This is a genomic window from Streptomyces sp. NPDC088400 (assembly GCF_044753355.1).
Classification (GTDB): domain Bacteria; phylum Actinomycetota; class Actinomycetes; order Streptomycetales; family Streptomycetaceae; genus Streptomyces.
This window is the reverse complement of the sequence record NZ_JBIVMZ010000004.1, coordinates 132,666-156,330: the sequence shown is the minus strand read 5'-3', so window position 1 is coordinate 156,330 and position 23,665 is coordinate 132,666. Positions and strand designations below refer to the sequence as shown.

Below are 23,665 nucleotides of genomic sequence, written 5' to 3'. Positions count from 1 at the left end.
TCGTCATACGCCGGAACCTCCCTCGGCCGCGGCCTTGCCCTCCATCGGGTTCTTCGTCACCAGGAGCCGTTCCAGTACGCCGTTCATACGGCGGGCGGTCGCGGCGGGCTTGGCGGATCCGAGGTTGGAGGAGGCGACCGCCGGGCCGATGCGCGCCGCGAGGGTGCCGGCCGAGCCGGCGAACCACGCCTGCGGTTCCAGCGCCATGGTGTCCATGGCCGAGACGTACTCGTACTGCGGTTCGAGCTTCTTGTACGCGGGACTGGTCAAGGTCGGCAGATAGGCGGGGATGTGGCCGCCCTTGGCCCACTCCAGGGCGTGGAGCACGACGTACGCGGCCAGTCGGTGCGCCCCCTCGTTGACGGCGCCACCGCGGTCGCTACGGTGCGGCAGGACGAAGCAGTGCGATTCGGCCTGGGTGGCGGGCCTGCCGAAGACGGACGGCAGCGGAGTGGCCCCGTAGTCCAGCTTCGGGCCCGAGTAGACGGGCACGGACCTGTCGCCCTCCCAGACGAAGGGGCTGCCGTTGACGAACTGCTCGGAGTCGGCGGCGCCCACGGTGGAGTACCCGTCGGTGACATGCCTGCGCAGGAACTCCAGGACCTCGGTGGCCTTGTCCTCGTCGAACGTGACGTCCGTGAGACCCGCGTCGAAGTACGTTCCGCCGAGTTGCGCGTAGAAGGAGAGGAAGAACCACCAGGAGAAGTTCGGGTCGTTGGCGTGTAATCCGAGGGCCTGAAGGCCGGACCCGGTCGCCTTCTTCGCCGCCTTCAGCGCGCCGAACCACTCGTCGGTGGAGGTGATCGGCACGAGACGGCCGCCGTCACCGATCAGCCCCGCCTTCTCGCACACGTCCTTCCGGTAGAAGCTGACCTGGGGGTGGATGTCGAGCGGCAGCGCGTACAACTCGCCGTCGATGACGGCACGCTTCCACAGCGCCGGGTTGAAGTCCCGCTCGTGGACGCCGTACCGGGCCAGAAGTTCCACATCGAAGGGGTCGAGGAGCCGGCCCGGCGCGAAGCCCGCGATACGCCCCAGGTGCATCACGGCGAGGTCGGGCGCGCGGCTGCCGGAAGCCGCCATGGCGAGCTTGGTGTAGTACGGATTGCCCCACTGGAGGGTCGAATCCTTCACGTCGATACCGGGATTGGCCGCGCGGAAGGCGTCGAGCACGGCGATCATATTGGCGCCGTCGCCGCCGCTGAACAGGTTCCAGTAGCGGACGCGTACCTCCGCGTCCGAGGTGAGCGCGGAGGCGCCGCTCCCGGCGGCGGCCAGCCCGAAGCCGCCCGCGACGGCAAGCGCTCCGAGCCCGCCGAGCACGCCGCGGCGGCTCGGAAGGGAAGGTGACATAGCGGCTCGTTTCTGTCGTCCCACGGCCCCGCCCACCTGGTCCGACATACCGAACGGCGACCGTAACTTCGAACCCGGAAACTAAGGTCGAACAGAAAGCACGTCAATGCCTGGCGCAAGAATCCCGAACGATGTTCGTGATGCCGAACACGCGAAGGCCGAGGGCCGCACCCCTGGTCCAGGAGTGCGGCCCTCGGCCGTGCGCCGCGTTCACGACGCGATCGGGCGGCCCCTCAGCGGGCGGCCCGTCAGACGACGGTGAGCTCGACCTTGATGTTGCCGCGCGTCGCGTTGGAGTACGGGCACACCTGGTGCGCCTTCTCCACCAGCGCCTTGGCGGTGGCCTCGTCCACGTTCGGGATGGAGGTGGTGAGCTCGACCTCAAGGCCGAAACCACCGTCGCCGAGCTTGCCGATGCCGACCGTGGCGGTCACGGTCGACCCGGAGATGTCGGCCTTCTGCTGACGGGCGACCACACCGAGCGCGCTCTGGAAACAGGCGCTGTACCCGGCGGCGAAGAGCTGCTCCGGGTTGGTCCCGTTGCCGCTGCCGCCCATGCTCTTGGGCGGGTTGACGACGACGTCCAGGTTGCCGTCGTCGCTGGAGACACGGCCGTCACGGCCGTTCTCGGCGGTGGCGACGGCGGTGTACAGGACGTCTATCTGCTGGATGCTCATGCGGTGCGTTCCTCCTGTGAAACCGACTGGTGACACGAATCTAACGGTCGAGCGTGACGATCATCTTCCCGGCGTTGTCACCGCGAAGGAGCCCGAGGAAGGCGTCGAAGCCGTTCTCGATGCCCTTGACCGAGGTCTCGTTGTACTTCAGCTCACCGGAGGCGAGCCAGCCAGCGACGTCCTCGACGAACTGCTCCTTGAGGTCGAAGTGGTCGCCGACGAGCATGCCCTGGAGCCGCAGTCGCTTGCCGATGGCCAGCGCGAGGTTGCGCGGGCCCGCGGGCGGCTCGGTGCTGTTGTACTGCGCGATCGCGCCGCACAGGGTGGCCCGGCCGTGGACGTTGAACGAGGAGAGCGCGGCTTCCAGGTGATCGCCGCCCACGTTGTCGAAGTAGACGTCGATGCCGTCGGGCGCCGCTTCCTTGAGCTGGTCCCTGACCGGGCCGTTCTTGTAGTTGAAGGCCGCGTCGAAGCCGTAGCCCTCGGTCAGCAGCTTGACCTTCTCGTCGGAACCCGCCGAACCGATCACCCGCGAGGCGCCCTTGAGCCGGGCCATCTGGCCGACCTGGCTGCCGACCGCGCCGGCCGCGCCGGAGACGAAGACGACATCGCCCTCCTTGAAGGACGCGGTCCTGAAGAGGCCCGCGTAAGCGGTCAGGCCGGTCATGCCCAGCACACCGAGGTACGCGGAGAGCGGGGCCAGCGAGGCGTCGACCTTGGTCCCGTGCTCGGCCGGGAATTCGGCGTACTCACGCCAGCCGAGACCGTGCAGGACATGGTCACCGACGGCGAAGCCCTCGGCGCGGGAGGCGATGACCACACCGACCGCTCCGCCGTCCATCGGCTGGTCCAGCCGGAAGGGAGCCGTGTACGACTTCACGTCGTTCATCCGGCCCCGCATGTACGGGTCGACCGAGAAGTGGAGGTTACGGATCAGGATCCGGCCCTCGCCCGGCTCCGTCACCGGGACCTCGCGCAGGGCGACGTCGGCCGGCTCGGGCCAGCCGTGGGGGCGGGCTACGAGATACCAGGCACGGCCGGATTCGGGAAGTGCGGTCATGGGGGCGAAACCTCCTCAGATAGTCCTGCGACGGTGAGCCATGGGGAAAGCTTCACCACCTGAAACAACCATGCTCCTGAATATTTCATGTTGTCAAGTAAACGGGTACCCTGGCGCCCATGGCCACTACGCGCAAGGACCCACTGACCCTGGAAGTCATCGAACTCATCGGCTCCGTCGTGGCCCGTTACTACGAGGAGTACGAGCAGGCCGCGGCCAAGTACTCCCTCACCGGCGCACAGGCGCGCGTACTGGGGCTGCTCTCCCTGGAACCTATGCCTATGCGTCGGATCGCGCAGAAGCTGAAGTGCGAGCCGTCGAACGTCACGGGCATCGTGGACCGGCTCGAAGCACGCGCCCTGGTGGAGCGCCGCCCCGATCCGGCCGACCGCAGGGTGAAGCTCGCGGCCCCGACGGAGCAGGGCCTCGCGACGGCCGCGCGGCTGCGGGACGGACTGAACTTCGCCCGCGAGCCGCTCGCCGAACTCTCCGCCGAGGAGCGCGGGATGCTGCGCGATCTGCTCAAGCGGATGCTGGGCGAGCGCGTGCTGTAGCGCACGGAGACGCGGGGCGCGGCCGACGCCGTGAGAGTGGTCGGCGCCGTGAGAGTGGCCGACGCCGTGAGAGTGGCCGACGTGCGGGCATCGAGGCCCGGATCAGCTGCACCACCAGAGGAACGGGGTGCAGGTCTCGGAGGGCTCGGGATCGGGCTCCGGCTCCGGCTCGGAATCCGACGGGGTGGGCGCGCCGGGCGTCGCCGGATCGCCCGAGGTGGGATCGTCCGTCGGCCCGGACGGCCCGCTCGTCCCCGTCGTGGGGGCGTCGGAGGTGGGCGATCCGGGCCGCGACGACTCCGTACCGTCCGGGCCCGGCGAGGCGGAGGACGACGCCGACGCGTCCGGAGATCCCGAAGCGCCCGGTTCCCGGCTGTCGTCCGGGCTCGCGGTCCCGCTCGCGCCCGGCCCCGATGACGCGGCGGGCCCCGGATCGTCGGGGTCGGCGGGACGGTCCGAGCCGTCCGGTCCGCCCTCCATGTCGACGGCCGCCTCCTCCTTCACGGAGTCGGCGCCACCCCTGCCCGGCGCCTCCATGGCCAGTTCGGCCAGGCTCAGCGCGGCCGCCGCGAGAACCACACCGAATATGACGGTCCGCGTCCGGCGACCACGCTTGCTGCGCGCCCGGCGCGGTCCGGCGCGACGGGGAGCGTCACGACGGGAGGGACGGGAGGCCTCGCGACGAGAGGCCTTACGCCGTGAGGAGCGGGTGGAGTCCGAGGAGTCCGAAGACCGGGAGGAGTCCGAGGAGTCCGAGGAGTCCGAGGAGCGGGAGGACCGCGAGGAGGCGCGATCCGAGGCCTGTCCGCCACCCTCCCGCGTGCCGCCCTCGGGGTCGAGGCTCACCAGCCCGTACTCACCCTCCGACGCGACCTCGTACGCTCCGTGACCACTCTCCCCCTCGCCACCCCGCTCGTCCTGGTCCGAGCGCCGACGACGGCGCGAACCGGACGGTGCGGAATCTCGCTGACGCAGCTCCTCGACGGGGGTGCCGCAGTCGGCACAGGTCAACGCCCCGTTGAGATGCCGTCGGCACTGGTGGCAGTAGTCCATGGCGCCCGCAGAGTATGCGGCGGCCGGACAAGGCCGGTAGCCAAGGCTGTGAGGATCTTGTGTGAACAACCGCCCTTCACGGATATGCCCCGTTTCGGCCCGCCAGGAGGAGGCAGTTCCCTGCCCGCCAGGAGGAGGCGGTCCCTGCCCGCCGGGCCTGCTCCGACCCACGCCGGGCGCAGCGGGCAGGATGGCGGCATGACGTCCAACGGGCCGTTCGGGCCGCGCGAATTCCAGCTCGTACTGCTGCGCAGGATGGCCGATCACCAACCGGAACTGGTCGAGGACGCCCGCCGCGAACTGGGCGCGTCCCTGGCCGACATGCGCGAGGCCAACCGCCGCTGGCAGGCGATGGTGCGCTCCCCGCGCGCCCGGGGCACGCTGTCCCGCTACCGCTCCGTACTCGGCGCGCCCGAGCTGACTTTCCGGCGGACGGTCGGCGATCTGGAGTGCGAGGCCCTGCTGTGGCCCGTGCCGCTCTGGCCCGGCCTGCGCTTCGAGGTGATGGCCGCGCCGGGCGGCGCCGTATGGAACGAGTGGCTGATCCGCGCACCGGGGGCGACCGGCCCCGGGCCGCGCACGGCCGAGGATCTGCGCCCCTGGTCATGGACCGTGGACGAGGTCGCGCGGGCGTTCCCGCCGGCCCGCCCCCTGGAGGGCACCGCCCCGACCCGGATGGGGCTGGCGTTCACCCTGCCGGACGGCGGACCGGCCGTCGCGGAGTTCACCTGGGGACTGTTGCAGCGCTGGTCGCGCCAGACCGCGCCGGGCGGATCCGACAAGGGCCCCTGACCGCCCGACCAGGTGACGCGGTCATACGGATACGACCGGGGCAGTCGTACCGTGCGACAGACGCCGTCATACGAATACGCCGCGCGGGTCCGGCCGAACGGGCGTCACACGGGCGCCGAGCGGACCGGTGTACGGGCGGGGAGCGGCCCTGCCGCACGGGCGGGGAGCCGGGCCCCGTACGCGTCCCGCACACGAATCCCACGCCGGGCCCCCGCGCGAGCACCGCGTCCGAGTCCGCCATTCGGGTTCGTCGCGCGCGTCGATCGTACGATCCGACGCGTCAGGGTCATGCTTTCTGACGTGCCGTCAGCTCCGTACGCCCGACTGGCGTAGTCCAGCGCGCGTGGCGGAGCCCCTCGACGCACGATGCGAACAGGGCCCGGCGGCCGCCGGTGAACCATCTCAGCGTTCTCGGGAGAACCTGCCGTGACCGTCAGTCTTGAGCAGTTGCGCCGTTGCCACATCGCCGTCGACCTGGGGGCCGCCAGGACCCGGGTCTTTGTGAAGGGAGCCGGACTCGTCGTCGACGAGCCGAGCGTCGCCGCGGTGAACACCCGTACCGGTGCCCTCATCGCCGTCGGAACCCTCGCCGAGCGGATGACGGGCCGTACGCCCGACTACATCCAGGTCGCCCGCCCCGTCACCGGCGGCACCGTCATCGACATCGAGATGGCCCAGCGGATGCTGCGCCATCTACTCGGCGACAAGCTCCGTCGCCAGCTGCGCCGCAAGCCGCGACTGCGCGCCGCCGCCTGCACCCCGCACGACAGCGACCCGCTCGCCCAGCGTGCCACCATCGAGACCCTCGTCGGCCTCGGCGCGCGCCGGGTCGAACTGGTCGACACCCTGATCGCCGCCGCCGTCGGCTGCGGACTCCCCGTGGAACAGCCCACCGCCACCATGATCATGGTCTGCGGCGCCGCGACCACGCAGGTCGCGGTGCTCTCGCTCGGATCGATCGTCACCGCCCAGCGGATCCCGGTCGGCGGCAATTCCATCGACCACGCGGTGATCCAGTATCTGCGCCACCAGCACGAGTTGATGCTGCCCAGCCAGTCCGTACGCCCGCTGCAACTGGCACTCAGCGGCAACGGCCTCACTCCGGGCGGCCCCAGCACGACCGAGATCCACGGCCGGGACGTGGCCACCGGCATCGCGCGTTCGGTGCTCGTGGACACGGCGGCCGTACGGGCGGCGATCTATACCCCGCTGACCTCCGTCCTCGACGGCATCGGCAAGGTGCTCCGCGACTGCCCGCCCGATCTGGTGGCGGACCTGGCCGACCGCGGGATCATGATGGTCGGCGGCAGCGCGCTGCTCCCCGGCCTCGACCAGATGCTGCGCGACGCGACCGGCATGCCGGTCGCGATCGCGGAACGCCCCGACATCTGCACCGTTCTCGGTCTCGGGGCGATGCTGGAGGGCAAGATCCAGCCGATGGTCCTGAACCCGCTGGCCGACGCCCACTGAGGGGTCGCGGGCCGGCCGACGCGATGAGCGACGCAGACGAAGGCGGAGACGGAGGCAGGACCGAGGAAGCGCGGGACGCGGAAGGCGCGGAAGGCGCGGAAGGCGCGGAAGGCGCGGAAGGCGCGGAGAACGCGGCGGACTCCACCAGCACCGAGGGCTCCGCGGAGGCGTCGGCGCCCCGACTGCCCATGCTCCTGGAGGCGGTGCTCGGCATCGGCACCGACCTCGAAGTCCGCACCACACTCCAGCACATCGTCGACACGGCCACCGAACTCATCGGCGCCCGCTACGGCGCGCTCGGTCTGGTCGACCCCGAACGCGGCAGGCTCACCGAGCTGTTCACGGCCGGCATGAGCGACGCCGACCGGGAGCGCATCCGGCGGTTGCCCGACGGACACACCGGGATCATCGGGGTCCCCGTCCAGGATCCGCGGCCCCTGTTGCTGGACGATCTGACGGCCGACCCCCGCTCGTCCGGGGTGCCGCCCGGCCACCCCGTGATGCACTCCTTCCTCGGCGTCCCGGTCCAGGTGGGCACCGAGGTCTTCGGCAGTCTCTACCTGACGGAGAAACGGATGGGACACTTCACCGAACGGGACCAGAGCCTGATGCGGGTACTCGCCTCGCAGGCCGGCATCGCGATCGGCAACGCCCGGCTGTACGGGACGGCCCGGCAGCGCGAGCGGTGGATCGAGGGGGCCGCCGCCGTCACCACCGTCCTGCTGGCCGGGGAGAATCCGGCCGAGGCACTGGTGACCGTGGCCGAGTCGGCGCGAGCCCTCGCCGACGCCGACGCGGGCGTCGTACTCCAGCCCACGGACGAGGGCGGGATGGAGATCGTCGCCGCCTCCGCGCTGGAGGACCCGGGCGACATCATCGGCACCACCATCGAGCCCGGATCGCCCGTCCTGGTCCAACTGCTCGGCGGGGAACCGGTGTTCATCGAGGACTCGGCGACCGACCCCCGGATGACCACACCGGTGAGGGCCCGCTTCGGGCCGAGCATGATGCTGCCGCTCCAGAGCGGCGGCAAGCTGATCGGCACGCTCGCCCTCCCCCGCCGGCGCGGGGGCCTCCCGTACAGCGCCGTGGACCGGCTGCTGGCCACGCAGTTCGCCTCACAGGCGGCGCTCGCGCTCGTACTCGCGGATTCCCAGCACGACCGGGAGCAGCTCGCGGTGTACGAGGACCGGGACCGGATCGCCCGTGATCTGCACGATCTGGTCGTCCAGCGGCTGTTCGCCACGGAGATGATGCTGGAGTCGACCCGGCGGCGCGCGGCCACACCGGAGCTGGACGAACTGCTGGGCCGGGCCGTGGACGAGCTGGACTCGACCATCCAGGAGGTACGGACCACCATCTTCGCCCTCCAGCAGCCCCCGGCCGACGCTCCGACGAGCGTGCGCGGGCAGGTGTTGCGCGAGACGGCCGGCGCGGCGGTCCTGCTGGGCTTCCGGCCCTCCGTGCGCTTCAGCGGACCGGTGGACACCCTGGTGGGCGAGCCGGTGTCCGGGCAACTGCTGGCGGCCCTGCGCGGCGCCCTCGCGGCCGCGCACCGGCGCGAGGGTGTGACGGGCGTCGAGGTGGAGATCGACGCGGCGGCGGAACTGCCGGACGGGCGGGAGGCGGTACGCCTGCTGGTCACGGACGACGGCCTGCGCGAGGACGGCGCACCGGGCGAGCGGGGGACGACGGTGACCTGGGAAGCGGCACATTAGCGCCTGCCTTCCGCGTGTTCTCCGTCTGTTCTCCGTCTGCCTTCCGCCCGCCTTCCTCCTCCCTTTCATGCCCGCGTGCGTCCTTACGGCTTGCGGCCCACTCCGCAGTAGGCGTCGACGGCCATGGCCGCCCCGGCCCCACCACCCGGCCCGTCCGCCTCCGGACGCCACCGCGTGACCTGCGCGATACCGGGGTCCACCAGCTCCAGCCCGCCGAAGAAACCGGCGATCTCCTCGACACCGCGCACGTAGTACGGGATCGCCCCGCTGGAGTTGTAGGCCTCCGAAGCGGCGATCATGCCCGCGCTGGTGGAGGTGCTGTCACTGATCACCAGGTAACTGCCCGACGGCAGACCCGCCATGAGGCCGGACACCAGCGAACGGGCCTGTTCGTAGTCGGCGACATGACCGAGCGTGTTGAGGATCATGAGCGCGACCGGCTGGGACAGATCCAGCGTCCCCTCGGCGGCCTTCAGGATCGACTCGGGCTCGTACAGATTGGCGTCGAGGTAGTCCGTCCTGCCCTCGGGCGTACTGGTGAGCAGAGCCCGCGCGTGCGCCAGGACCAAGGGGTCGTTGTCGACGTAGACGATCCGCGCGTCCGGCGCCACGCGCTGGGCGACCTCATGCGTGTTGTCGGCCGTCGGCAGGCCGGTCCCGATGTCCAGGAACTGACGGATCCCCTGCTCCCCCGCCAGATGCCGGACCGCCCGCCCGAGGAAGTGCCGGCTCGTACGGGCCACATCGACCAGGCCGGGAAATATCTCCTTGATCTGGTCCCCGACCTCACGGTCGATGTCGTAGTTGTCCTTGCCGCCCACGAAGTAGTTCCAGAAGCGTGCGGAATGCGGCTTGCTGGTGTCGATCCGCGCCCTGATAGCTGCGGTGGACTCATAACTGGGGTCACGGTCGGACACGGAAACGCCTCCTTGGAACGGACAGGGACTCAGGCCATGATTCATGAACCCTAAACAATCTTCACACCGTACGCACACTTCGGATCTTGCCAACTACCGCTCCACACCGGCGATTTGGCCTGGATCCACCTTCCGTCGGCCGGCCCGGACGCACTCACCCGTCGGCCGACGCGCTGCCTGGCGAGCGGGACCAACGGGTGGGACCGGGACGGTTCTGCGGTTTGTCTGATCTTTTCGGCCGATCGGGTGGGATCAGCCACAGATCGACATCGCCGACAGGCCGACCGGGGCACGCATGCGGTGTTCGCACCAACCGACGTAGGAGTTCGAATGCGTATCCGTACCGCGCTCGCTGCCACCGCCCTCGCTGCCACTGCTCTGCTGGGTGGCGCCAGTTCGGCGTTCGCCGGAGAGGACCATGGGGGGTTCAGTGCGGCGGCCGGCTTCCACAAGGAGGCCAAGAAGGGCTCCTACCACAGCGTGGGCGGAGACGCCGGGATCGTCGACGCCAGCTTCGCGTCGCGCGACGCCGCCGGCTGGTTCGCCTTCCTGGGCCGCTGATACTCCGCACTTCCGCTGATCGCCCCGCCCCCTGCGCCGAGCGCGCAGGGGGCGGTCCGCTGTCCGCAGCCGGAAGCACGCTCGGCACGAGAGGACGATGTCCCGCGGCCGCAGCCGGGCCCTGATGGCACCGGCGAAGCCGTGGGCCATGAGTGGAGCGTCCTCGCCGGAGGACACGTGAGCTGACGGCGCACTGTTCTTTCGTGCGGCCCCCAGCCCTACATGGTTCGGTATGCCCGGAGGAAGGTCCGCACTCCCTCGACGACGAGTGGCCGGACGCGGGTGTCCTCCGCGGCGTTCGCGGAACCGAGCCTGTCCAGCGCGACGCCGAAGGTCAGCGCGAGGAACTGGTCGGCCGCGAGCCGGGGGTCGGGGACGTCGAGCAGCCCCGCTGCGGCGAAGGCGGCGAACCGCTCGGCAATCGCCTCGTCCGGGGTGTCGGCCATGGAGTTGTAGCCCCGGTGCGGCAGGTGGCCGGCTTCCGCCCGGACCAGTCGTTGCAGCGTCGCGTACTCCGCCGAGCCAAGCATGTCGGTCGCGATGCGCATCGAGAACGTGACCAGGGCGTCTTCGAGATCGGCGTCCTCGGTGAGGCCGGTGAGGGTGTCGTCGAGGGTGCGTCGGATCGTGGTGATCAATGACTGGCCGACGGCGTCGACGACTGCTCGCAGCAGCGTCTGCTTGTCGCCGAAGTAGTCGTAGACCGTCCGCTTGGACACCTCGGCCCGGGCGGCGACCGCATCGACGCTGGAGCGGTCGAAACCGTCGGCGAGAAACAGTTCCCGGGCCGCCGAGAGGATGGCGGCCCGCTTCCGCGTGGACCCCTCGCGCAGTGTCTTCGTGGTCGGCATGGGCACATCGTAACCTTTCTACACTGCACGGTGTAGTGTAATAATGGCTCGGCGGGCACCGTACTCGTACATCCGCTCCGCCCGGCGGAGCCGTACATGCGCCAACTCGGTTACGGGTTCACCGGGTTCACCCCGCCGTACGACCTCGGACCTGTCCACAAGCACCATGCACACCGCGCCCCGCGTGAAGGGCCGCTATGTCCGCGCCGGGCCGGGCAAGGCGGCAGCGCTACGCGTACGGCCGGCCCCTTACTCGCCCGGCCATGACGGAAAGGACGTCCATGACCGCAACTCTCGCTCCCCCGGCCCGCATCGGGAAGGCCGCTGTCGGGGCCCTCGGCATGCTGGCAGTCGCCACCGGTGCCCTGGAGTCGGTGGTGACGCCGACGCTCCCGCTCCTGCAACGCGAGCTGGACATGAGTCCCGCCGAAGGGGCGTTACTCAGCATCATGCTCCTCATCACCGGCGCGCTCATCACACCGGTCGCGGGCAAGTTCGGCGACCGCTACGGCGGAAAACGGGTCCTGATCCGGCTGATGGCGGTGGTCTGCGCCGGTGGACTGGTGTCCGCCCTGGCGCCGAACCTGCCGGTGCTGCTGCTCGGTCAGGTACTGCAGGGGGCGATGGTGGGCGCGCTGCCCCTGTCGTTCATCCTGGTGCGCGCACACCTCCCCGCGGGAGAGGCGAAGGTGGCCATCGGGGTGGTCAGCGGGTTGTTCGTAGGGGGCGGGATGGCGGGAACGCTGTCGGCCGGGCCCGTGGCGGAAGGACTGTCCCGGCACTGGATGTTCGCGCTGCCGACGATCGCGGTCATCGGGGCCACCATGCTGGTGAACAGGCTGATGCCGCATGATCCGCCGGGCCGGTCGGACGACACCGGGGTCGACTGGCCCGGCCTGGTTCTCCTGAGCGGGACGCTGGTCACGCTCATGCTCGTGCTCGCGCTGGCGCCCGACATCGGCTCGCAGCCACTCGTGCTCGGCGCCCTCGTCGTGGTTCTGGCCGCCTTCGTGACCGGATGGACAGCCGTTGAGCGTCGTGCGGCCTCGCCGATGGTCGATCTGCGCATGCTGGCCCGGCCCGCGGTGTGGAAGTCGTGTGTGCTGACGTTCGTGATCTGCGTCGGTACCTCGGTGGCCGTCTATCTCGTCCCACAACTGCTCGCGGTGTCCGCAGACGAGTACGGCTTCGGGGCCGGCGCCACCGAGATCGGCTTCATCCTGCTGCCCGGCGCCGTGGCCGCGACGCTGGCCGGGCCGATCAGCGGGATCGGGGCGCGGCGTTTCGGCTCGCGTGCCGTGCTCACCGCCGGGATCGTCATCATGGTCGCCGCCCTGATCGCCCTGGCAGCCGTGCACACCGAGGTCTGGCACCTCGTCATCGGCAAGATGATGATCGCGCTTGCCAACGGCCTGTGCGTCACGGCGATGGTGACCAGCACCGCCACATCCGTCGATCAGAGTGACACCGGCATCGCCACCAGCCTGGTCCTGGTGACTCGCGTGATCGGCTACGCCGTGGGTGTGCAGGTCAGTGGTGCGATCCTCACCGCCGGAACCCCATCCGGGTCGGATGTCCCGGCCGAATCGGCCTTCGTCACCGGCTTCGTCATAGCCGGCGCCGTCACGGCGCTGTCCCTGCTTGTCGCCCGCACCATGAGCAAAGGACCCAAGGAATGACCCGCACTGATGTGTTGAGGGATATCCGTAGCACGCCGAGGCGCACGGTCCTGATATCCGGGGCCGGCGTCGCTGGGCCCGCCCTCGCGTTCTGGCTGAACCGCTACGCATTCGCGGTCACGGTGGTCGAGAAGACGGGCACACTTCGCAGCGGTGGTTACCCCATCGACGTACGCGGCACCGCACTTGAGGTCGTCCGGAGGATGGGAATCCTGCCGCGACTGCGGGACGCACACATCGACCTGCGCCGGCTGACCTTCCTCGACGGGGACGGCGGCGAGGTGGCCTCGGTCAACCCGCAGCGCCTCACCGGCGGTGTCGCGGGACGGGACCTGGAGGTGCGGCGCGGGGATCTGACCGACGCTCTCCACACGGCGGTCCGTGACGACGTGGAGTTCTTGTTCGACGACTCCATCGACACCCTCGACCAGTCCGGTCACGGGGTCGACGTCACCTTCCGCGGGGGCAGCAGGCGTACGTTCGACATGGTGTTCGGTGCGGACGGTCTGCACTCACGTACCCGCGAGTTCCTGTTCGGCCCCGAAGAGCAGTTCCACCGGTATCTCGGCTACTGCTTCGCCGGGTTCACCATGCGCAACACCTTCGGGCTCTCCCACGAGACCATGATGTGGAACACCCCGGGCAGGGCCGCGGCGCTCTACGCCGTGGGAGACAACGACGACGTGCATGCCCTCCTGAACTTCGCCCACCCGGAACCGCCGTTCAACGCGTTCCGGAACCCGGAGGCCCAACGGGACCTGGTCGCCACGGTCTTCGCCGACGCGGGATGGGAAGTCCCGGGCATGCTTGCCGCCATGCGCGACGCGGATGACCTGTTCTTCGACGGGATCAGCCAGATCCGCATGCCCCGCTGGTCCAGCGGCAGGGTCGCGCTGGTGGGCGACGCCGCGTACGCGCCCTCGTTCCTTACCGGACAGGGCTCCAGCCTCGCGCTCGTCGGCGCGTACATGCTCGCCGGTTCCCTGGCCGACCGGGACCACGCCGCGGGCTTCGCCGCCTACGAACACCACACCCGCGAGTTTGTGACCGTGAACCAGGAACAGGTCGGCGAGGGCGATGCCACACTCTTCCCGACCACCGCTCGGGCCCTGGAACAGCGCAACGACATGCTGCGCAACCTCAGCGCCACGCCCCACTGAGGGACGACCGGCTCATTCGGCCCTCACCCTGCCCGAGTTCATACCCATGACGTGAGCCCGGGCACGCGCGCCGATGACGGGGACACCGGCATGGCGTCGGGTGCCCGTACGGCCCGCCAGATGAGTTCCAACGCCCTTACGGAGAAGGCCAACCAGGCGAATGGCGAGTCGACCGGCACGTTGGGGGCACCGGAGGTTCCTGGGCGGGAAGGCCGCGTATCGGTGGGCAGTGCCGGCCGCTCGGTACGGGTCGGTACGAGCGAGCGTTACCGGCCCGGCGATGCCGTGTATGCCTCTGATCTCTGACGAGAGACACCTCGTGGGAACGCCCCTGCCGACTTGGGACGTCAGTAGGAGTGAACGACGGAACACGGAGGTGGAGAAACATGCTGATTCTGGTGCTGCTCGGCGTTGTGGCGCTCGCTGTCGTCGGGTGCGTATGTGTGGTGTGGGCGGAGCGTGGCGGGCCCCGGTGGGTCCATGCCGCGGCGTCAGTGACGCTCACCATGGGCAAGGTGGTGCGCCGCCCGAACCGGCGGCGGGGCCTGAACGGGACCACCGGTGACAGCGACAGCGGCGGGGCCTGAACGGGGCCGCCCGTGACGACGGCCTCCACGCTCGGAAACCGAACGCCCTCCGAGCCACGGGATCATGCGACTATCGATGAACCTGGTTGCTGTACGCGACCGTTGGCGGGACCCACGAGGCGTCGTGCGGCGCCTGCGCGGCGAACCACTTGACGGTGCTAAGGGCTGTGGCGACCTCTCCGCAGGCCACATCGCTTCTTCTACGGTGGGGCGGATGGGACTCGAAACCATTCCGGTGACGCTTCTCACCTGCAGTTTCCCCGGAGACCTGGACGTTTGCACCCGACTCGATCCGGCTGCGTCCTCCTCGGTCCAACCCGATCCAGAACCGTGCGGCGATCGCTGCACGGTTCCGCAGGACGTCGAGTTGCTTCCGGAGTTGACGCTCGTGGGCAAAGCACGCACTGCGGATTGTCCGCCTCACGATGACCGCAGGTTCACCACTGCCTGACCCATGGCTCGTTCGACCGATATCTCGATCACGACGCGCTCAGGATCCGGGGCCGGCTTGCGCCCGTACCGCTGTGCGTACCGGGCAACGGCGTCATCGACCACAGCACGCTCTGTACGGACTTCTGCCGTGTCTTCCCACGTGGCCCAGCGGCCACCGTCGATTTGGCAGACCGCGACTCGGGCCTGACCTTCGCCCACCGCCAAGGACCTGACCACAGCCGGCACCTACATCGAGCTGGTGTCCCGCGGGACCGAGCCACCAGGCCGCTCCCGACCGTGATCTCGACCCCGACCGCATGCCCTTCACCCGGCCGCCGCATTTGCCGTAACGGCAAGCAACCTTGCTGGCGCGCTCGGGGCGGGCGCACCATCCAAACCACCGACCCCACCAGTCGGTCCGCGACGACCGGTCGAGGTTCACGGTCGGCGGTGAGTCCTGACGGCGGTCGCGGGTGACCGCCACCTACAGAGGAGAACACTGTGTCCAGCGATTGCTTCGATGGCGACGACGCGTTGACCGGGTACGACAGGTGGCGTCGGAGCCGGTGGGAGGAGATGGCGGGCCCGGACGGGAAGGCGGGCCGCATCGCCTATCGGCTGATCACGGAACCGGGTCAGGAGGTCCCCGAGGTTCCGGGGCAGTGGACGTCCACCGGCTTCTCGGGGAGCCTGACGCTGACCGCGGCCCGTACGGAGGGCGTGTCCGTCGATGGGCAGGCCGTGGACGGCACGGTGGAACTGACCAGCGTCAGCCGCCTGTCCTTCCCCGGCGGGCGGCGCGGCACCATCGAGGAGCTGCGGGGCGCCCATGTCCTGGTCGTGTGGGATCCGGCCGCGCCCACCCTCGTCGGCCTGCGCGGGATCGAGGCGTGGCCGTGGGACCCGGCCTGGACCGTCGAGGCGGAGTACCGTCCGGCGGAGGCCGGGCGTCTCCTGGATGTGACGCGGCTGACCAGCCCGAGTATGCGGGACACCCTCCCGGCTCCTGGTGACTTCGTCTTCGATCTGCGAGGCGAGCGGCACACGCTCCGGGCGTTCGGCGTGGGCGGCGACACTCTGCTGATCACGTTCACCGACGGCACCAGCGGCACGGACACGCCCGGCATGGGCCGGTGGCTGATCCTGTCCCGCCCCAAGGACGCCACGGGTACGGCCCGTATCGACTTCAACCGGGCCGTTGTTCCCCACCACATGTTCTCGGCGGCCTTCCCCTGCCCCCTGCCGCCCCGGGACAACCACCTCCAACTACGCATCGAAGCGGGGGAACGCGCCCCCGTCTTCGAAGAAGAACCGGCCGCCGGCACCGCGACCGGCACCGCCGTCTGACATCCGCCTCAACCGGCACACCCCGAAAGGAAATAGACGATGACAACCGACCAGGACCTTCGCGCAGCAGCGGTGCACTACCTCCGGCAGTGGGAAGTGCGGGACTACGCCACGATGCGATCCCTGTGCACCGACACCGCCACCGTGTGGCACAGCGACGGAAGCGGTGACCAGCCGATCGACGAGAACATGGAACTGCTGAAGCAGTTGGCCGCCGGCGTCGAGACGCTCCGGTACGACATCGTGCGGCAGTTCCAGGACGGCGACGCAGTGCTCCAGCAGCAAGTACTGCACCTGACCATGACCGACGGGTCCCGCAGTGACGTACACGCGGCGATGTACTTCCGGTTCGACGGCGGCCTCATCGACCGCATCGAGGAATACTTCAACGTCGTACCGATCAACGAAGCCATGCCGTCGTCCGGATCGCCCGACCAGCCCTGATCGCGGCCGCTCCGGCGAAGCAGTCGGCCGCGGCAGGGCCCAGGACGCAGGACCGGTCACCGAACCGCCCCTCAAGCTCGTCCTCATCGAGGGCGAACCCGGCCAGGACACCCGCCCGGACCACCTCGGCGTCGAAGTCGACTCCACGGCCCCGGCCCCGAGCCCTGGGAGGTCTACGGCAGCGACCAACACGCCCTCCCCTGTGGGCTGGGCCGTTGCAACCCAACGCCGAGACCGGCAATGTTTGACCGCCCCGGAAGTCTCCGAGTGGGGGCTCCCGAAGAACCCTCGGCCCGGATCCGGCACCAGCCACGAGGCGCGTAGAGATCGCTCTGGTCTCCGCAGCGACTCGCCGGGCCACCGTAGGGCCACTTGATCATGGTCTGGAGTTAAAGTGAGGGCCGTCACACGTACGTGACGGCCCTTCACTACTGCCTTCGCCCAGGTCAGAACGTTTCTGCCAAGGCCCGCTCTGGTGGGGCGGGAGGGACTCGAACCCTCGGCCGACGGATTATGAGTCCGCTGCTCTAACCGGCTGAGCTACCGCCCCTAACGGCGCGTCGCGCACATTTGTGCGCGCCGTCTGCCGCAGCATAGCCGCTCATACGATCTCCTGCCTCGGATGGTCGGCATCGCCTGACCTTGAGGACTTCGCCGGGCACCGACCGGTTCCAAGAACTTCACAGAAGAGCCGAAAGAGGGACGGAAACACGGCGAACGGGTCCGGGTGAACGTCTGTGGGCATACGAAAGAGGACCCCGTAGGGTCCTCTTCGTTTTCCCGCTCCCCCGACTGGACTCGAACCAGTAACCCTCCGGTTAACAGCCGAATGCTCTGCCAATTGAGCTACAGGGGACCGCGCTCCCCCGACTGGACTCGAACCAGTAACCTGCCGGTTAACAGCCGGCTGCTCTGCCAATTGAGCTACAGGGGATTGCTGTGTGTGCACCGAACGTACCTACCCCGGATGCCCTGGGCGGCGCACGTTCGCTGCGACACATACATTAGCGCAAGCAGGGGGGTGCTTCGCCAATCGCTTACGGGGCCGGGACTCCTCGGGTGATCTCGGGCTCCCACGGGGTAGGCGGAGAGCAGACACCACGGTCCGGCGCTGACGCTGGGGACTCCGACGCACAGGAAGGGTGGCGGCCATGAGGTATCGCCTCACGTTCATCGCGGGCCTGGCCTGCGGATACGTTCTCGGAACGCGCGCCGGACGCGAGCGTTACGAGCAGCTGAAGAAATCGGCGCGACAGGTGTCCCAGAACCCGGCCGTGCGCAACGCCGCCGAGTCCGCCGCGCAGACCGGGCGTGAGGTCGCGGGCAAGGCGTACCACTCGGTGAGCGGGGTGGTCGGCGAGCGGGTCGGGGACAAGGTGCCCGACTCCGTCGCCCAGCGGGTGCGCTCGCTGCGGGAGCGCAGTCAGAACGGACAGGACGACTGGGGTACCAGCAACACGTAGCGGCGCCGGACGGGGACGCCGGGATCCGGGCCCGCGCTGCCGGGCCCGGATCCCGGCGTCCCCGGCAGCGCCCGACGCACCGGGAGTGCGGCAGAATCGGGTGCCATGGGAATAGTCGCCGGGTTGGACAGTTCGTCCGGATTCACACGCGTCGTCGTCTGCGACGCGGAGACAGGTGCCGTGCTGCGGCAGGGGTACGCGCCGCATCCGGTCGAGCCCAAGGCCACCGAGGTCGATCCGCAGGCCTGGCTGCTCTCCCTCGGTGAGGCCGCGTCCGGCGGGCTACTGGAGGGGGTGCAGGCCATCGGGGTGTCCGCGCAGCAGCACGGGATGGTGGCGCTGGACCGGCAGGGCAACCTGGTACGGCCCGCGCTGGTCGGCAACGACAAGCGGGCGCAGGTCGCCGCCGCGGATCTGATCGACGCGCTGGGCGGGCGGCATGCCTGGGCCGACGCCGTCGGGTCCGTACCGCAGTCGGGTCAGCTCGTGGCGAAGCTGCGCTGGATGGCGCGGAACGAGCCGGAGGCGGCGCAGCGCACCGCGCTGGTGCTCCAGCCGCACGACTGGCTGGTCTGGCAGTTGCTGGGACGCCCCGCGCGCAGGACGACGGACCGGGGCGCCGCCTCCGGGACCGGCTACTGGTCCGCGCGTACGGGGGCGTACCGCCCTGATCTCGTGGAGCTGGCGCTCGGGCACCAGGCCGCGCTGCCCGAGGTGCTCGGCCCCGCCGACTCGGCCGGGACCACCCCCGAGGGGCTGCTGATCTCCGCGGGGACCGGCGAGACCATGGCCGCCGCCTTCGGGCTCGGTGTGGGGGTCGGGGACGCCGTGGTGTCGCTGGGGGCGTCGGGGTCGGTGATGGCCGTGCATCACGAGGCGCTCGCCGATCCGGCCGGGATGATCACTTCCTTCGCCGACGCCACCGGGATGCATCTGCCGGTCGTCCATACGCTCAACGCCGTACGGACCCTGCGCGGTACGGCGGAGCTGCTGGGGACGGAGGATCTGGGCGAGCTGTCCACGCTGGCGCTCAAGTCCACGCCGGGCTCCTCGGGTCTGGTGTTCCTGCCGTATCTGGAGGGTGAGCGGACTCCGCAGCTGCCGCACACGGCGGGCACGCTGACCGGGCTGCGGCGCGAGTCGATGAAGCCGGAGCACCTGGCGCGGGCCGCGTTCGAGGGGATGCTGTGCTCGCTCGCCGACGCGATGGACGTTCTGCGCGGGCGCGGGGTGGAGGTCCGCCGGGTGTTCCTGCTGGGGGCCGCCGCCGAGCTGCCCGCCGTACAGGCCCTGGCTCCGGCGATCTTCGGGGCCCAGGTCGTCGTACCGCAGCCCGCCGACTACACGGCGATCGGCGCGGCGCGGCAGGCGGCCTGGGCGCTCGGGTTCTCGCAGGGGTCGCGCGGCCCGCACGACCCGCCGGCCTGGCAGGGCGCGGCGGCGCAGGTCTTCGAGCCGGGTGACGACGTGGCCGTGGGGACGGCGGTACGGCAGCAGTACGGGGCGACGAGGAATCAGATCCACCCCGGGGCGTTCGGGCCCACGGTCTGAGTGGCCCGCGGTCCGAGTGGCCTGAGTCGTCTGAAGCGGTCTGGGTGGTCTCAGCGGTCTCAGTGGTCGCGGAATCCCAACCTCCGCCGGTGGGAAGGGTTCGGGAGTCCGGACGTCCGCCGGTGCGAGCGCCCTCGGACTCGCCGTACGCCCCGGTTTTGACCGGTCTTTGGACATAACCCTTGGGGTTCGGCGGGCCGGATAACGCAAGATGGATCGGGACCCCTGATCTTCGCCGACCGAACCTCGTCGATGACCTTCGTGGACAATCCTCACGGACGGTCTTCGCCGATTCCGAGCCGACTCCGAGAGACTGCGTGTGCTGCTACGACTTCTGCGAGCCCATCTCGCTCCGTACAAGAGACCGATAGCCCTGCTGGTGGCGCTGCAGCTGTTGCAGACGTGCGCCACTCTCTATCTGCCCACCCTGAACGCCGACATCATCGACAACGGCGTCGTGAAGGGGGACACGGGCTACATCCTGGAGTTCGGCGGCATCATGATCGCCGTCAGCGTGATCCAGGTGATCTGCAACATAGGCGCCGTGTACTACGGAGCGCGGACGGCTTCGGCCCTGGGCCGGGACGTACGGGCCGCGATCTTCGACCGGGTGCAGAGCTTCTCGGCGCGTGAGGTGGGCCACTTCGGGGCTCCCTCGCTGATCACCCGTACCACCAACGACGTCCAGCAGATACAGATGCTGGTCCTGATGTCGTTCACGCTGATGGTGTCCGCGCCCATCATGTGCGTCGGCGGCATCGTCATGGCGCTCGGCCAGGACATTCCGCTCTCCGCCGTGCTGCTGGCCGTGGTGCCGCTGCTCGGTATATCCGTGAGCCTCATCGTCAAGAAGATGCGGCCGCTGTTCCGGACCATGCAGACCCGGCTGGACACGGTGAACCGGGTGCTGCGGGAGCAGATCACCGGCAACCGCGTGATCAGGGCCTTCGTACGCGACGAGTACGAGAAGGGACGATTCCGCGGCGCCAACACCGAGTTGACCGATGTCGCGCTGTCGACCGGCCGGCTGATGGCGCTGATGTTCCCGACCGTGATGACGGTCGTGAACCTGTCGTCGATCGCCGTCGTCTGGTTCGGCGCGCACCGGATCGAGAGCGGCGGGATGGAGATCGGCGCGCTGACCGCGTTCCTCGCGTATCTCATGCAGATCGTGATGGCTGTGATGATGGCCACCTTCATGTTCATGATGGTGCCGCGTGCCGAGGTCTGCGCCGAGCGCGTCGAGGAGGTGCTGGACACCAAGTCGAGCGTCGTACCGCCCCGGAATCCGGTACGGGAACTGCGGCGGCACGGTCATCTGGAGCTGCGGGGCGCGGAGTTCCGCTTCCCCGGCGCCGAGGAGCCCGTGCTGCGGAACGTGTCGCTCGTCGCGCGTCCCGGCGAGACGACCGCGGTCATCGGGTCGACGGGCAGCGGCAAGTCGACGCTGCTCGGGCTCGTACCGCGGCTGTTCGACGCGACCGGCGGGGAGGTGCTGGTCGACGGGCAGGACGTCCGGGAGCTCGATCCCGCACTGCTGGCGAAGACCGTGAGCCTCGTGCCGCAGAAGCCGTATCTCTTCTCCGGGACGGTCGCGACGAATCTGCGGTACGGAAACCCGGACGCGACCGACGAGGAGCTGTGGCACGCGCTGGAGGTGGCCCAGGCGAAGGAGTTCGTCGAAGCCCTGGAGGGCGGGCTGAACGCGCCCGTCGCGCAGGGCGGTACGAATGTCTCCGGCGGGCAGCGGCAACGGCTGGCGATCGCACGGTCGTTGGTGCAGCGGCCGGAGATATACCTGTTCGACGACTCGTTCTCGGCGCTGGACTACGCCACGGACGCGGCGCTGCGCGGCGCGCTGACGCGGGAGACCTCGGAGGCGACCGTCGTGATCGTCGCCCAGCGCGTCTCCACCATCCGTGACGCCGACCGGATCGTGGTCCTGGACGAGGGCAAGGTCGTCGGGACGGGCCGGCACCAGGAGCTGATGGCGGGCAACGAGACATACCGGGAGATCGTCCTCTCCCAGCTGACCGAGGCGGAGGCTGCCTGATGAGCGGTCCGGGCGGACGCATGATGATGGGCCCGACGCAGCGGTCCATGGACTTCAAGGGGTCGTCGAAGCGGATGCTGCGGCTGCTGGTGCTGGAGCGGACCACCCTGTGGTGGATGCTCGGGGCCGGCGTGCTGAGCGTCGCGCTGTCGGTCGTGGGGCCCAAGATCCTCGGGCAGGCGACGGACCTGATCTTCGCGGGGGTCATCGGCCGGCAGACACCGGACGGCGTCACCAAGGCACAGGCCATCGACGGGCTGCGGGAGAAGGGCGACGACGGGCTCGCCGATCTGCTCTCCGGCGTGGACTTCACCCCCGGCCACGGCATCGATTTCGGCTCGGTGGGCCAGGTCCTGCTGATGGCGCTGGTGGTCTACGTGGGCGCCGGGCTGCTGATGCTGGTGTCGACCCGGCTCTCCATCCGGGTCATCAACCGCACGGTGTACCGGATGCGCGAGGACATCCAGGCGAAGCTGTCCCGGCTGCCGCTGTCGTACTTCGACCGGCAGCCGCGCGGCGAGGTGCTGAGCCGGGCGACGAACGATGTCGACAACATCTCGCAGACTCTTCAGCAGACGATGGGCCAGCTGATCAACTCGCTGCTGACGATCGTCGGTGTGCTGGCGATGATGTTCTGGATCTCGCCGCTGCTGGCGCTGGTCGCGCTGGTGACGGTGCCGCTGTCGGTCCTCGTGGCGACGAAGGTCGGCAAGCGGTCGCAGCCGCAGTTCGTACGGCAGTGGAAGGTCACCGGCACGCTCAACGCGCACATCGAGGAGATGTACACCGGTCATGCGCTGGTGAAGGTCTTCGGGCGGCAGCACGAGTCGGCCGAGGCGTTCCGAGAGCAGAACGACCAGCTCTACGAGGCGGTCTTCAAGGCGCAGTTCAACAGCGGGATCATGCAGCCGCTGATGCTGTTCATATCCAACCTGAACTATGTGCTGGTCGCGGTCGTCGGCGGGCTGCGGGTCGCGTCGGGCACACTGTCGATCGGTGATGTGCAGGCGTTCGTGCAGTACTCGCGGCAGTTCTCGATGCCGCTGACGCAGGTCGCTTCGATGGCGAACCTGGTGCAGTCCGGGGTCGCCTCCGCCGAGCGGATCTTCGAGCTGCTGGACGCGGTCGAGCAGGAGCCCGACGGCGTGGCCGTGGAGCGGCTGCGCGAGCCGGAGGGCCGGGTGGCGCTGGACCATGTGTCGTTCCGGTACGAGCCGGAGAAGCCGCTGATCGAGGACCTGTCTCTGTCGGTGAACCCGGGGCAGACGGTCGCGATCGTCGGCCCGACCGGCGCGGGCAAGACCACGCTGGTCAACCTGCTGATGCGGTTCTACGAGGTGACGGGCGGCCGGATCACCCTCGACGGCATGGACATCGCGAGGATGCCCCGGGAGGAGCTGAGGGCCGGGATCGGGATGGTGCTCCAGGACACCTGGCTGTTCGGCGGCACGATCGCGGAGAACATCGCGTACGGCGCCTCGCGCGACGTCACCCCGAAGGAGATCGAGGACGCGGCGCGGGCGGCCCACGCCGACCGTTTCATCCGTACGCTCCCCGACGGCTACGACACGGTGATCGACGAGGAGGGCTCGGGCGTCAGCGCGGGCGAGAAGCAACTGATCACGATCGCGCGGGCGTTCCTGTCCGATCCGGCCATTCTCGTGCTGGACGAGGCGACCAGCTCGGTGGACACCCGTACCGAGGTGCTGATCCAGAAAGCGATGGCCCGACTGGCACACGGCCGGACCAGCTTCGTGATCGCACACCGGCTCTCCACCATCCGCGACGCGGACGTCATCCTCGTCATGGAGAACGGCTCCATCGTCGAACAAGGCACACACGACGACCTGCTGGCCACAGAAGGCGCGTACGCACGCCTCTACGCCGCCCAGTTCGCGCAGGCGGTCGCCGAGGTCGACTGATCCAAGGTCGACTGATCCAAG

General features: G+C 69.5%; 20 protein-coding genes, 3 tRNA genes and 2 pseudogenes. 16 read left to right on the top strand and 9 right to left on the bottom strand.

Going from position 1 to position 23,665, the window contains the following annotated elements; genetic code table 11:
* Positions 1 to 3: 3 nt before the first annotated feature.
* The 3 genes from ACIQD6_RS11980 to ACIQD6_RS11970 all read right to left on the bottom strand — a co-directional run bounded on the left by ACIQD6_RS11980 (position 4) and on the right by ACIQD6_RS11970 (position 3,090).
* Positions 4 to 1,353, bottom strand: a complete 1,350-nt coding sequence (locus ACIQD6_RS11980) for an extracellular solute-binding protein (protein ID WP_401881038.1) — start codon at positions 1,351 to 1,353, stop codon at positions 4 to 6.
* 248 nt (positions 1,354 to 1,601) lie between these two features.
* On the bottom strand, positions 1,602 to 2,030 hold the full coding sequence (locus ACIQD6_RS11975; RefSeq protein WP_401881036.1) for an organic hydroperoxide resistance protein: 429 nt from the start codon (positions 2,028 to 2,030) through the stop codon (positions 1,602 to 1,604).
* Positions 2,031 to 2,070: 40 nt separating this feature from the next.
* Positions 2,071 to 3,090, bottom strand: a complete 1,020-nt coding sequence (locus ACIQD6_RS11970) for an NADP-dependent oxidoreductase (RefSeq protein WP_401881034.1) — start codon at positions 3,088 to 3,090, stop codon at positions 2,071 to 2,073.
* Between the two features lie 119 nt (positions 3,091 to 3,209).
* Between ACIQD6_RS11970 and ACIQD6_RS11965 the strand changes: the two genes are divergently transcribed.
* A complete protein-coding gene (locus ACIQD6_RS11965; RefSeq protein ID WP_401881032.1) occupies positions 3,210 to 3,644 on the top strand; it encodes a MarR family winged helix-turn-helix transcriptional regulator in 435 nt (144 codons plus the stop codon).
* A 102-nt stretch (positions 3,645 to 3,746) separates the two neighbouring features.
* On the opposite strand, the gene ACIQD6_RS11960 is transcribed toward ACIQD6_RS11965, so the two are convergent.
* Positions 3,747 to 4,697 (bottom strand): hypothetical protein, encoded by a 951-nt coding sequence (locus ACIQD6_RS11960; RefSeq protein WP_401881030.1) that lies wholly within the window; start codon positions 4,695 to 4,697, stop codon positions 3,747 to 3,749.
* A gap of 198 nt (positions 4,698 to 4,895) precedes the next feature.
* Here ACIQD6_RS11960 and ACIQD6_RS11955 point away from each other — a divergent pair, with 198 nt between their 5' ends.
* The 3 genes from ACIQD6_RS11955 to ACIQD6_RS11945 all read left to right on the top strand — a co-directional run bounded on the left by ACIQD6_RS11955 (position 4,896) and on the right by ACIQD6_RS11945 (position 8,677).
* Positions 4,896 to 5,489 carry a hypothetical protein gene (locus tag ACIQD6_RS11955; RefSeq protein ID WP_401881028.1) on the top strand — a complete coding sequence of 198 codons (594 nt, stop codon included), beginning with the start codon at positions 4,896 to 4,898 and terminating at the stop codon, positions 5,487 to 5,489.
* Between the two features lie 426 nt (positions 5,490 to 5,915).
* Positions 5,916 to 6,959 (top strand): rod shape-determining protein, encoded by a 1,044-nt coding sequence (locus tag ACIQD6_RS11950; protein WP_401881026.1) that lies wholly within the window; start codon positions 5,916 to 5,918, stop codon positions 6,957 to 6,959.
* 188 nt (positions 6,960 to 7,147) lie between these two features.
* Positions 7,148 to 8,677: a GAF domain-containing protein gene (locus tag ACIQD6_RS11945; protein ID WP_401881703.1), complete on the top strand. Its 1,530-nt coding sequence runs from the start codon at positions 7,148 to 7,150 to the stop codon at positions 8,675 to 8,677.
* An 83-nt stretch (positions 8,678 to 8,760) separates the two neighbouring features.
* Here the strand turns inward: ACIQD6_RS11945 and ACIQD6_RS11940 are convergent, their stop codons facing one another.
* Positions 8,761 to 9,594 carry an SAM-dependent methyltransferase gene (locus ACIQD6_RS11940; RefSeq protein WP_401881024.1) on the bottom strand — a complete coding sequence of 278 codons (834 nt, stop codon included), beginning with the start codon at positions 9,592 to 9,594 and terminating at the stop codon, positions 8,761 to 8,763.
* A gap of 330 nt (positions 9,595 to 9,924) precedes the next feature.
* Between ACIQD6_RS11940 and ACIQD6_RS11935 the strand changes: the two genes are divergently transcribed.
* Entirely contained in the window at positions 9,925 to 10,155 is a 231-nt protein-coding gene (locus ACIQD6_RS11935) for a hypothetical protein (RefSeq protein ID WP_401881022.1), read from the top strand.
* A 218-nt stretch (positions 10,156 to 10,373) separates the two neighbouring features.
* Here the strand turns inward: ACIQD6_RS11935 and ACIQD6_RS11930 are convergent, their stop codons facing one another.
* Positions 10,374 to 11,006 carry a TetR/AcrR family transcriptional regulator gene (locus ACIQD6_RS11930; RefSeq protein ID WP_401881020.1) on the bottom strand — a complete coding sequence of 211 codons (633 nt, stop codon included), beginning with the start codon at positions 11,004 to 11,006 and terminating at the stop codon, positions 10,374 to 10,376.
* Between the two features lie 281 nt (positions 11,007 to 11,287).
* On the opposite strand from ACIQD6_RS11930, the gene ACIQD6_RS11925 reads away from it, so the two are divergent.
* From ACIQD6_RS11925 to ACIQD6_RS11895, 7 genes and pseudogenes are all read left to right on the top strand, one after another.
* Positions 11,288 to 12,685, top strand: a complete 1,398-nt coding sequence (locus tag ACIQD6_RS11925; protein WP_401881018.1) for an MFS transporter — start codon at positions 11,288 to 11,290, stop codon at positions 12,683 to 12,685.
* Positions 12,682 to 13,900 (top strand): annotated as a pseudogene (locus ACIQD6_RS11920) (FAD-dependent monooxygenase). Before ACIQD6_RS11925 ends, ACIQD6_RS11920 begins: the two are co-directional and overlap by 4 nt.
* The gene (locus ACIQD6_RS11915) at positions 13,897 to 14,151 is read left to right on the top strand and encodes a hypothetical protein (protein WP_401881016.1); all 255 of its coding nucleotides are present in this window, start codon (positions 13,897 to 13,899) and stop codon (positions 14,149 to 14,151) included. The pseudogene ACIQD6_RS11920 and the gene ACIQD6_RS11915 overlap by 4 nt, the downstream one beginning before the upstream one ends.
* Before the next feature lie 80 nt (positions 14,152 to 14,231).
* Positions 14,232 to 14,432, top strand: coding sequence for a hypothetical protein (locus ACIQD6_RS11910; RefSeq protein WP_401881014.1), 201 nt, complete (start codon positions 14,232 to 14,234; stop codon positions 14,430 to 14,432).
* A 933-nt stretch (positions 14,433 to 15,365) separates the two neighbouring features.
* Complete coding sequence (locus ACIQD6_RS11905; protein WP_401881012.1) at positions 15,366 to 16,211, top strand: DUF1684 domain-containing protein; 846 nt, start codon at positions 15,366 to 15,368, stop codon at positions 16,209 to 16,211.
* A 39-nt stretch (positions 16,212 to 16,250) separates the two neighbouring features.
* Complete coding sequence (locus ACIQD6_RS11900) at positions 16,251 to 16,655, top strand: nuclear transport factor 2 family protein (RefSeq protein ID WP_401881010.1); 405 nt, start codon at positions 16,251 to 16,253, stop codon at positions 16,653 to 16,655.
* A 55-nt stretch (positions 16,656 to 16,710) separates the two neighbouring features.
* Positions 16,711 to 16,803 (top strand): annotated as a pseudogene (locus ACIQD6_RS11895) (glyoxalase/bleomycin resistance/dioxygenase family protein); the annotation flags it as partial.
* 325 nt (positions 16,804 to 17,128) lie between these two features.
* Here the strand turns inward: ACIQD6_RS11895 and ACIQD6_RS11890 are convergent.
* From ACIQD6_RS11890 to ACIQD6_RS11880, 3 genes are all read right to left on the bottom strand, one after another.
* Positions 17,129 to 17,205, bottom strand: a tRNA-Ile gene (locus ACIQD6_RS11890).
* A gap of 233 nt (positions 17,206 to 17,438) precedes the next feature.
* Positions 17,439 to 17,511: transfer RNA gene (locus tag ACIQD6_RS11885), tRNA-Asn, on the bottom strand.
* Positions 17,512 to 17,516: 5 nt separating this feature from the next.
* Positions 17,517 to 17,589: transfer RNA gene (locus tag ACIQD6_RS11880), tRNA-Asn, on the bottom strand.
* A gap of 217 nt (positions 17,590 to 17,806) precedes the next feature.
* On the opposite strand from ACIQD6_RS11880, the gene ACIQD6_RS11875 reads away from it, so the two are divergent.
* The 4 genes from ACIQD6_RS11875 to ACIQD6_RS11860 all read left to right on the top strand — a co-directional run bounded on the left by ACIQD6_RS11875 (position 17,807) and on the right by ACIQD6_RS11860 (position 23,644).
* Entirely contained in the window at positions 17,807 to 18,118 is a 312-nt protein-coding gene (locus ACIQD6_RS11875) for a YtxH domain-containing protein (protein ID WP_401881008.1), read from the top strand.
* A gap of 105 nt (positions 18,119 to 18,223) precedes the next feature.
* The gene (locus ACIQD6_RS11870; protein WP_401881006.1) at positions 18,224 to 19,669 is read left to right on the top strand and encodes an FGGY family carbohydrate kinase; all 1,446 of its coding nucleotides are present in this window, start codon (positions 18,224 to 18,226) and stop codon (positions 19,667 to 19,669) included.
* Between the two features lie 319 nt (positions 19,670 to 19,988).
* Positions 19,989 to 21,722, top strand: coding sequence for an ABC transporter ATP-binding protein (locus ACIQD6_RS11865; RefSeq protein ID WP_401881004.1), 1,734 nt, complete (start codon positions 19,989 to 19,991; stop codon positions 21,720 to 21,722).
* A complete protein-coding gene (locus ACIQD6_RS11860; protein WP_401881002.1) occupies positions 21,722 to 23,644 on the top strand; it encodes an ABC transporter ATP-binding protein in 1,923 nt (640 codons plus the stop codon). Before ACIQD6_RS11865 ends, ACIQD6_RS11860 begins: the two co-directional genes overlap by 1 nt.
* The last annotated feature ends 21 nt before the right edge of the window (positions 23,645 to 23,665 follow it).

Bases quoted from the DNA above. Each gene is read 5' to 3' on its own strand.
- ACIQD6_RS11980 (WP_401881038.1), bottom strand. From the start codon at position 1,353: ATGTCACCTTCCCTTCCGAGCCGCCGCGGCGTGCTCGGCGGGCTCGGA.
- ACIQD6_RS11975 (WP_401881036.1), bottom strand. From the start codon at position 2,030: ATGAGCATCCAGCAGATAGACGTCCTGTACACCGCCGTCGCCACCGCC.
- ACIQD6_RS11970 (WP_401881034.1), bottom strand. From the start codon at position 3,090: ATGACCGCACTTCCCGAATCCGGCCGTGCCTGGTATCTCGTAGCCCGC.
- ACIQD6_RS11965 (WP_401881032.1), top strand. From the start codon at position 3,210: ATGGCCACTACGCGCAAGGACCCACTGACCCTGGAAGTCATCGAACTC.
- ACIQD6_RS11960 (WP_401881030.1), bottom strand. From the start codon at position 4,697: ATGGACTACTGCCACCAGTGCCGACGGCATCTCAACGGGGCGTTGACC.
- ACIQD6_RS11955 (WP_401881028.1), top strand. From the start codon at position 4,896: ATGACGTCCAACGGGCCGTTCGGGCCGCGCGAATTCCAGCTCGTACTG.
- ACIQD6_RS11945 (WP_401881703.1), top strand. From the start codon at position 7,148: ATGCTCCTGGAGGCGGTGCTCGGCATCGGCACCGACCTCGAAGTCCGC.
- ACIQD6_RS11935 (WP_401881022.1), top strand. From the start codon at position 9,925: ATGCGTATCCGTACCGCGCTCGCTGCCACCGCCCTCGCTGCCACTGCT.
- ACIQD6_RS11930 (WP_401881020.1), bottom strand. From the start codon at position 11,006: ATGCCGACCACGAAGACACTGCGCGAGGGGTCCACGCGGAAGCGGGCC.
- ACIQD6_RS11925 (WP_401881018.1), top strand. From the start codon at position 11,288: ATGACCGCAACTCTCGCTCCCCCGGCCCGCATCGGGAAGGCCGCTGTC.
- ACIQD6_RS11910 (WP_401881014.1), top strand. From the start codon at position 14,232: ATGCTGATTCTGGTGCTGCTCGGCGTTGTGGCGCTCGCTGTCGTCGGG.
- ACIQD6_RS11900 (WP_401881010.1), top strand. From the start codon at position 16,251: ATGACAACCGACCAGGACCTTCGCGCAGCAGCGGTGCACTACCTCCGG.
- ACIQD6_RS11875 (WP_401881008.1), top strand. From the start codon at position 17,807: ATGAGGTATCGCCTCACGTTCATCGCGGGCCTGGCCTGCGGATACGTT.
- ACIQD6_RS11870 (WP_401881006.1), top strand. From the start codon at position 18,224: ATGGGAATAGTCGCCGGGTTGGACAGTTCGTCCGGATTCACACGCGTC.
- ACIQD6_RS11860 (WP_401881002.1), top strand. From the start codon at position 21,722: ATGAGCGGTCCGGGCGGACGCATGATGATGGGCCCGACGCAGCGGTCC.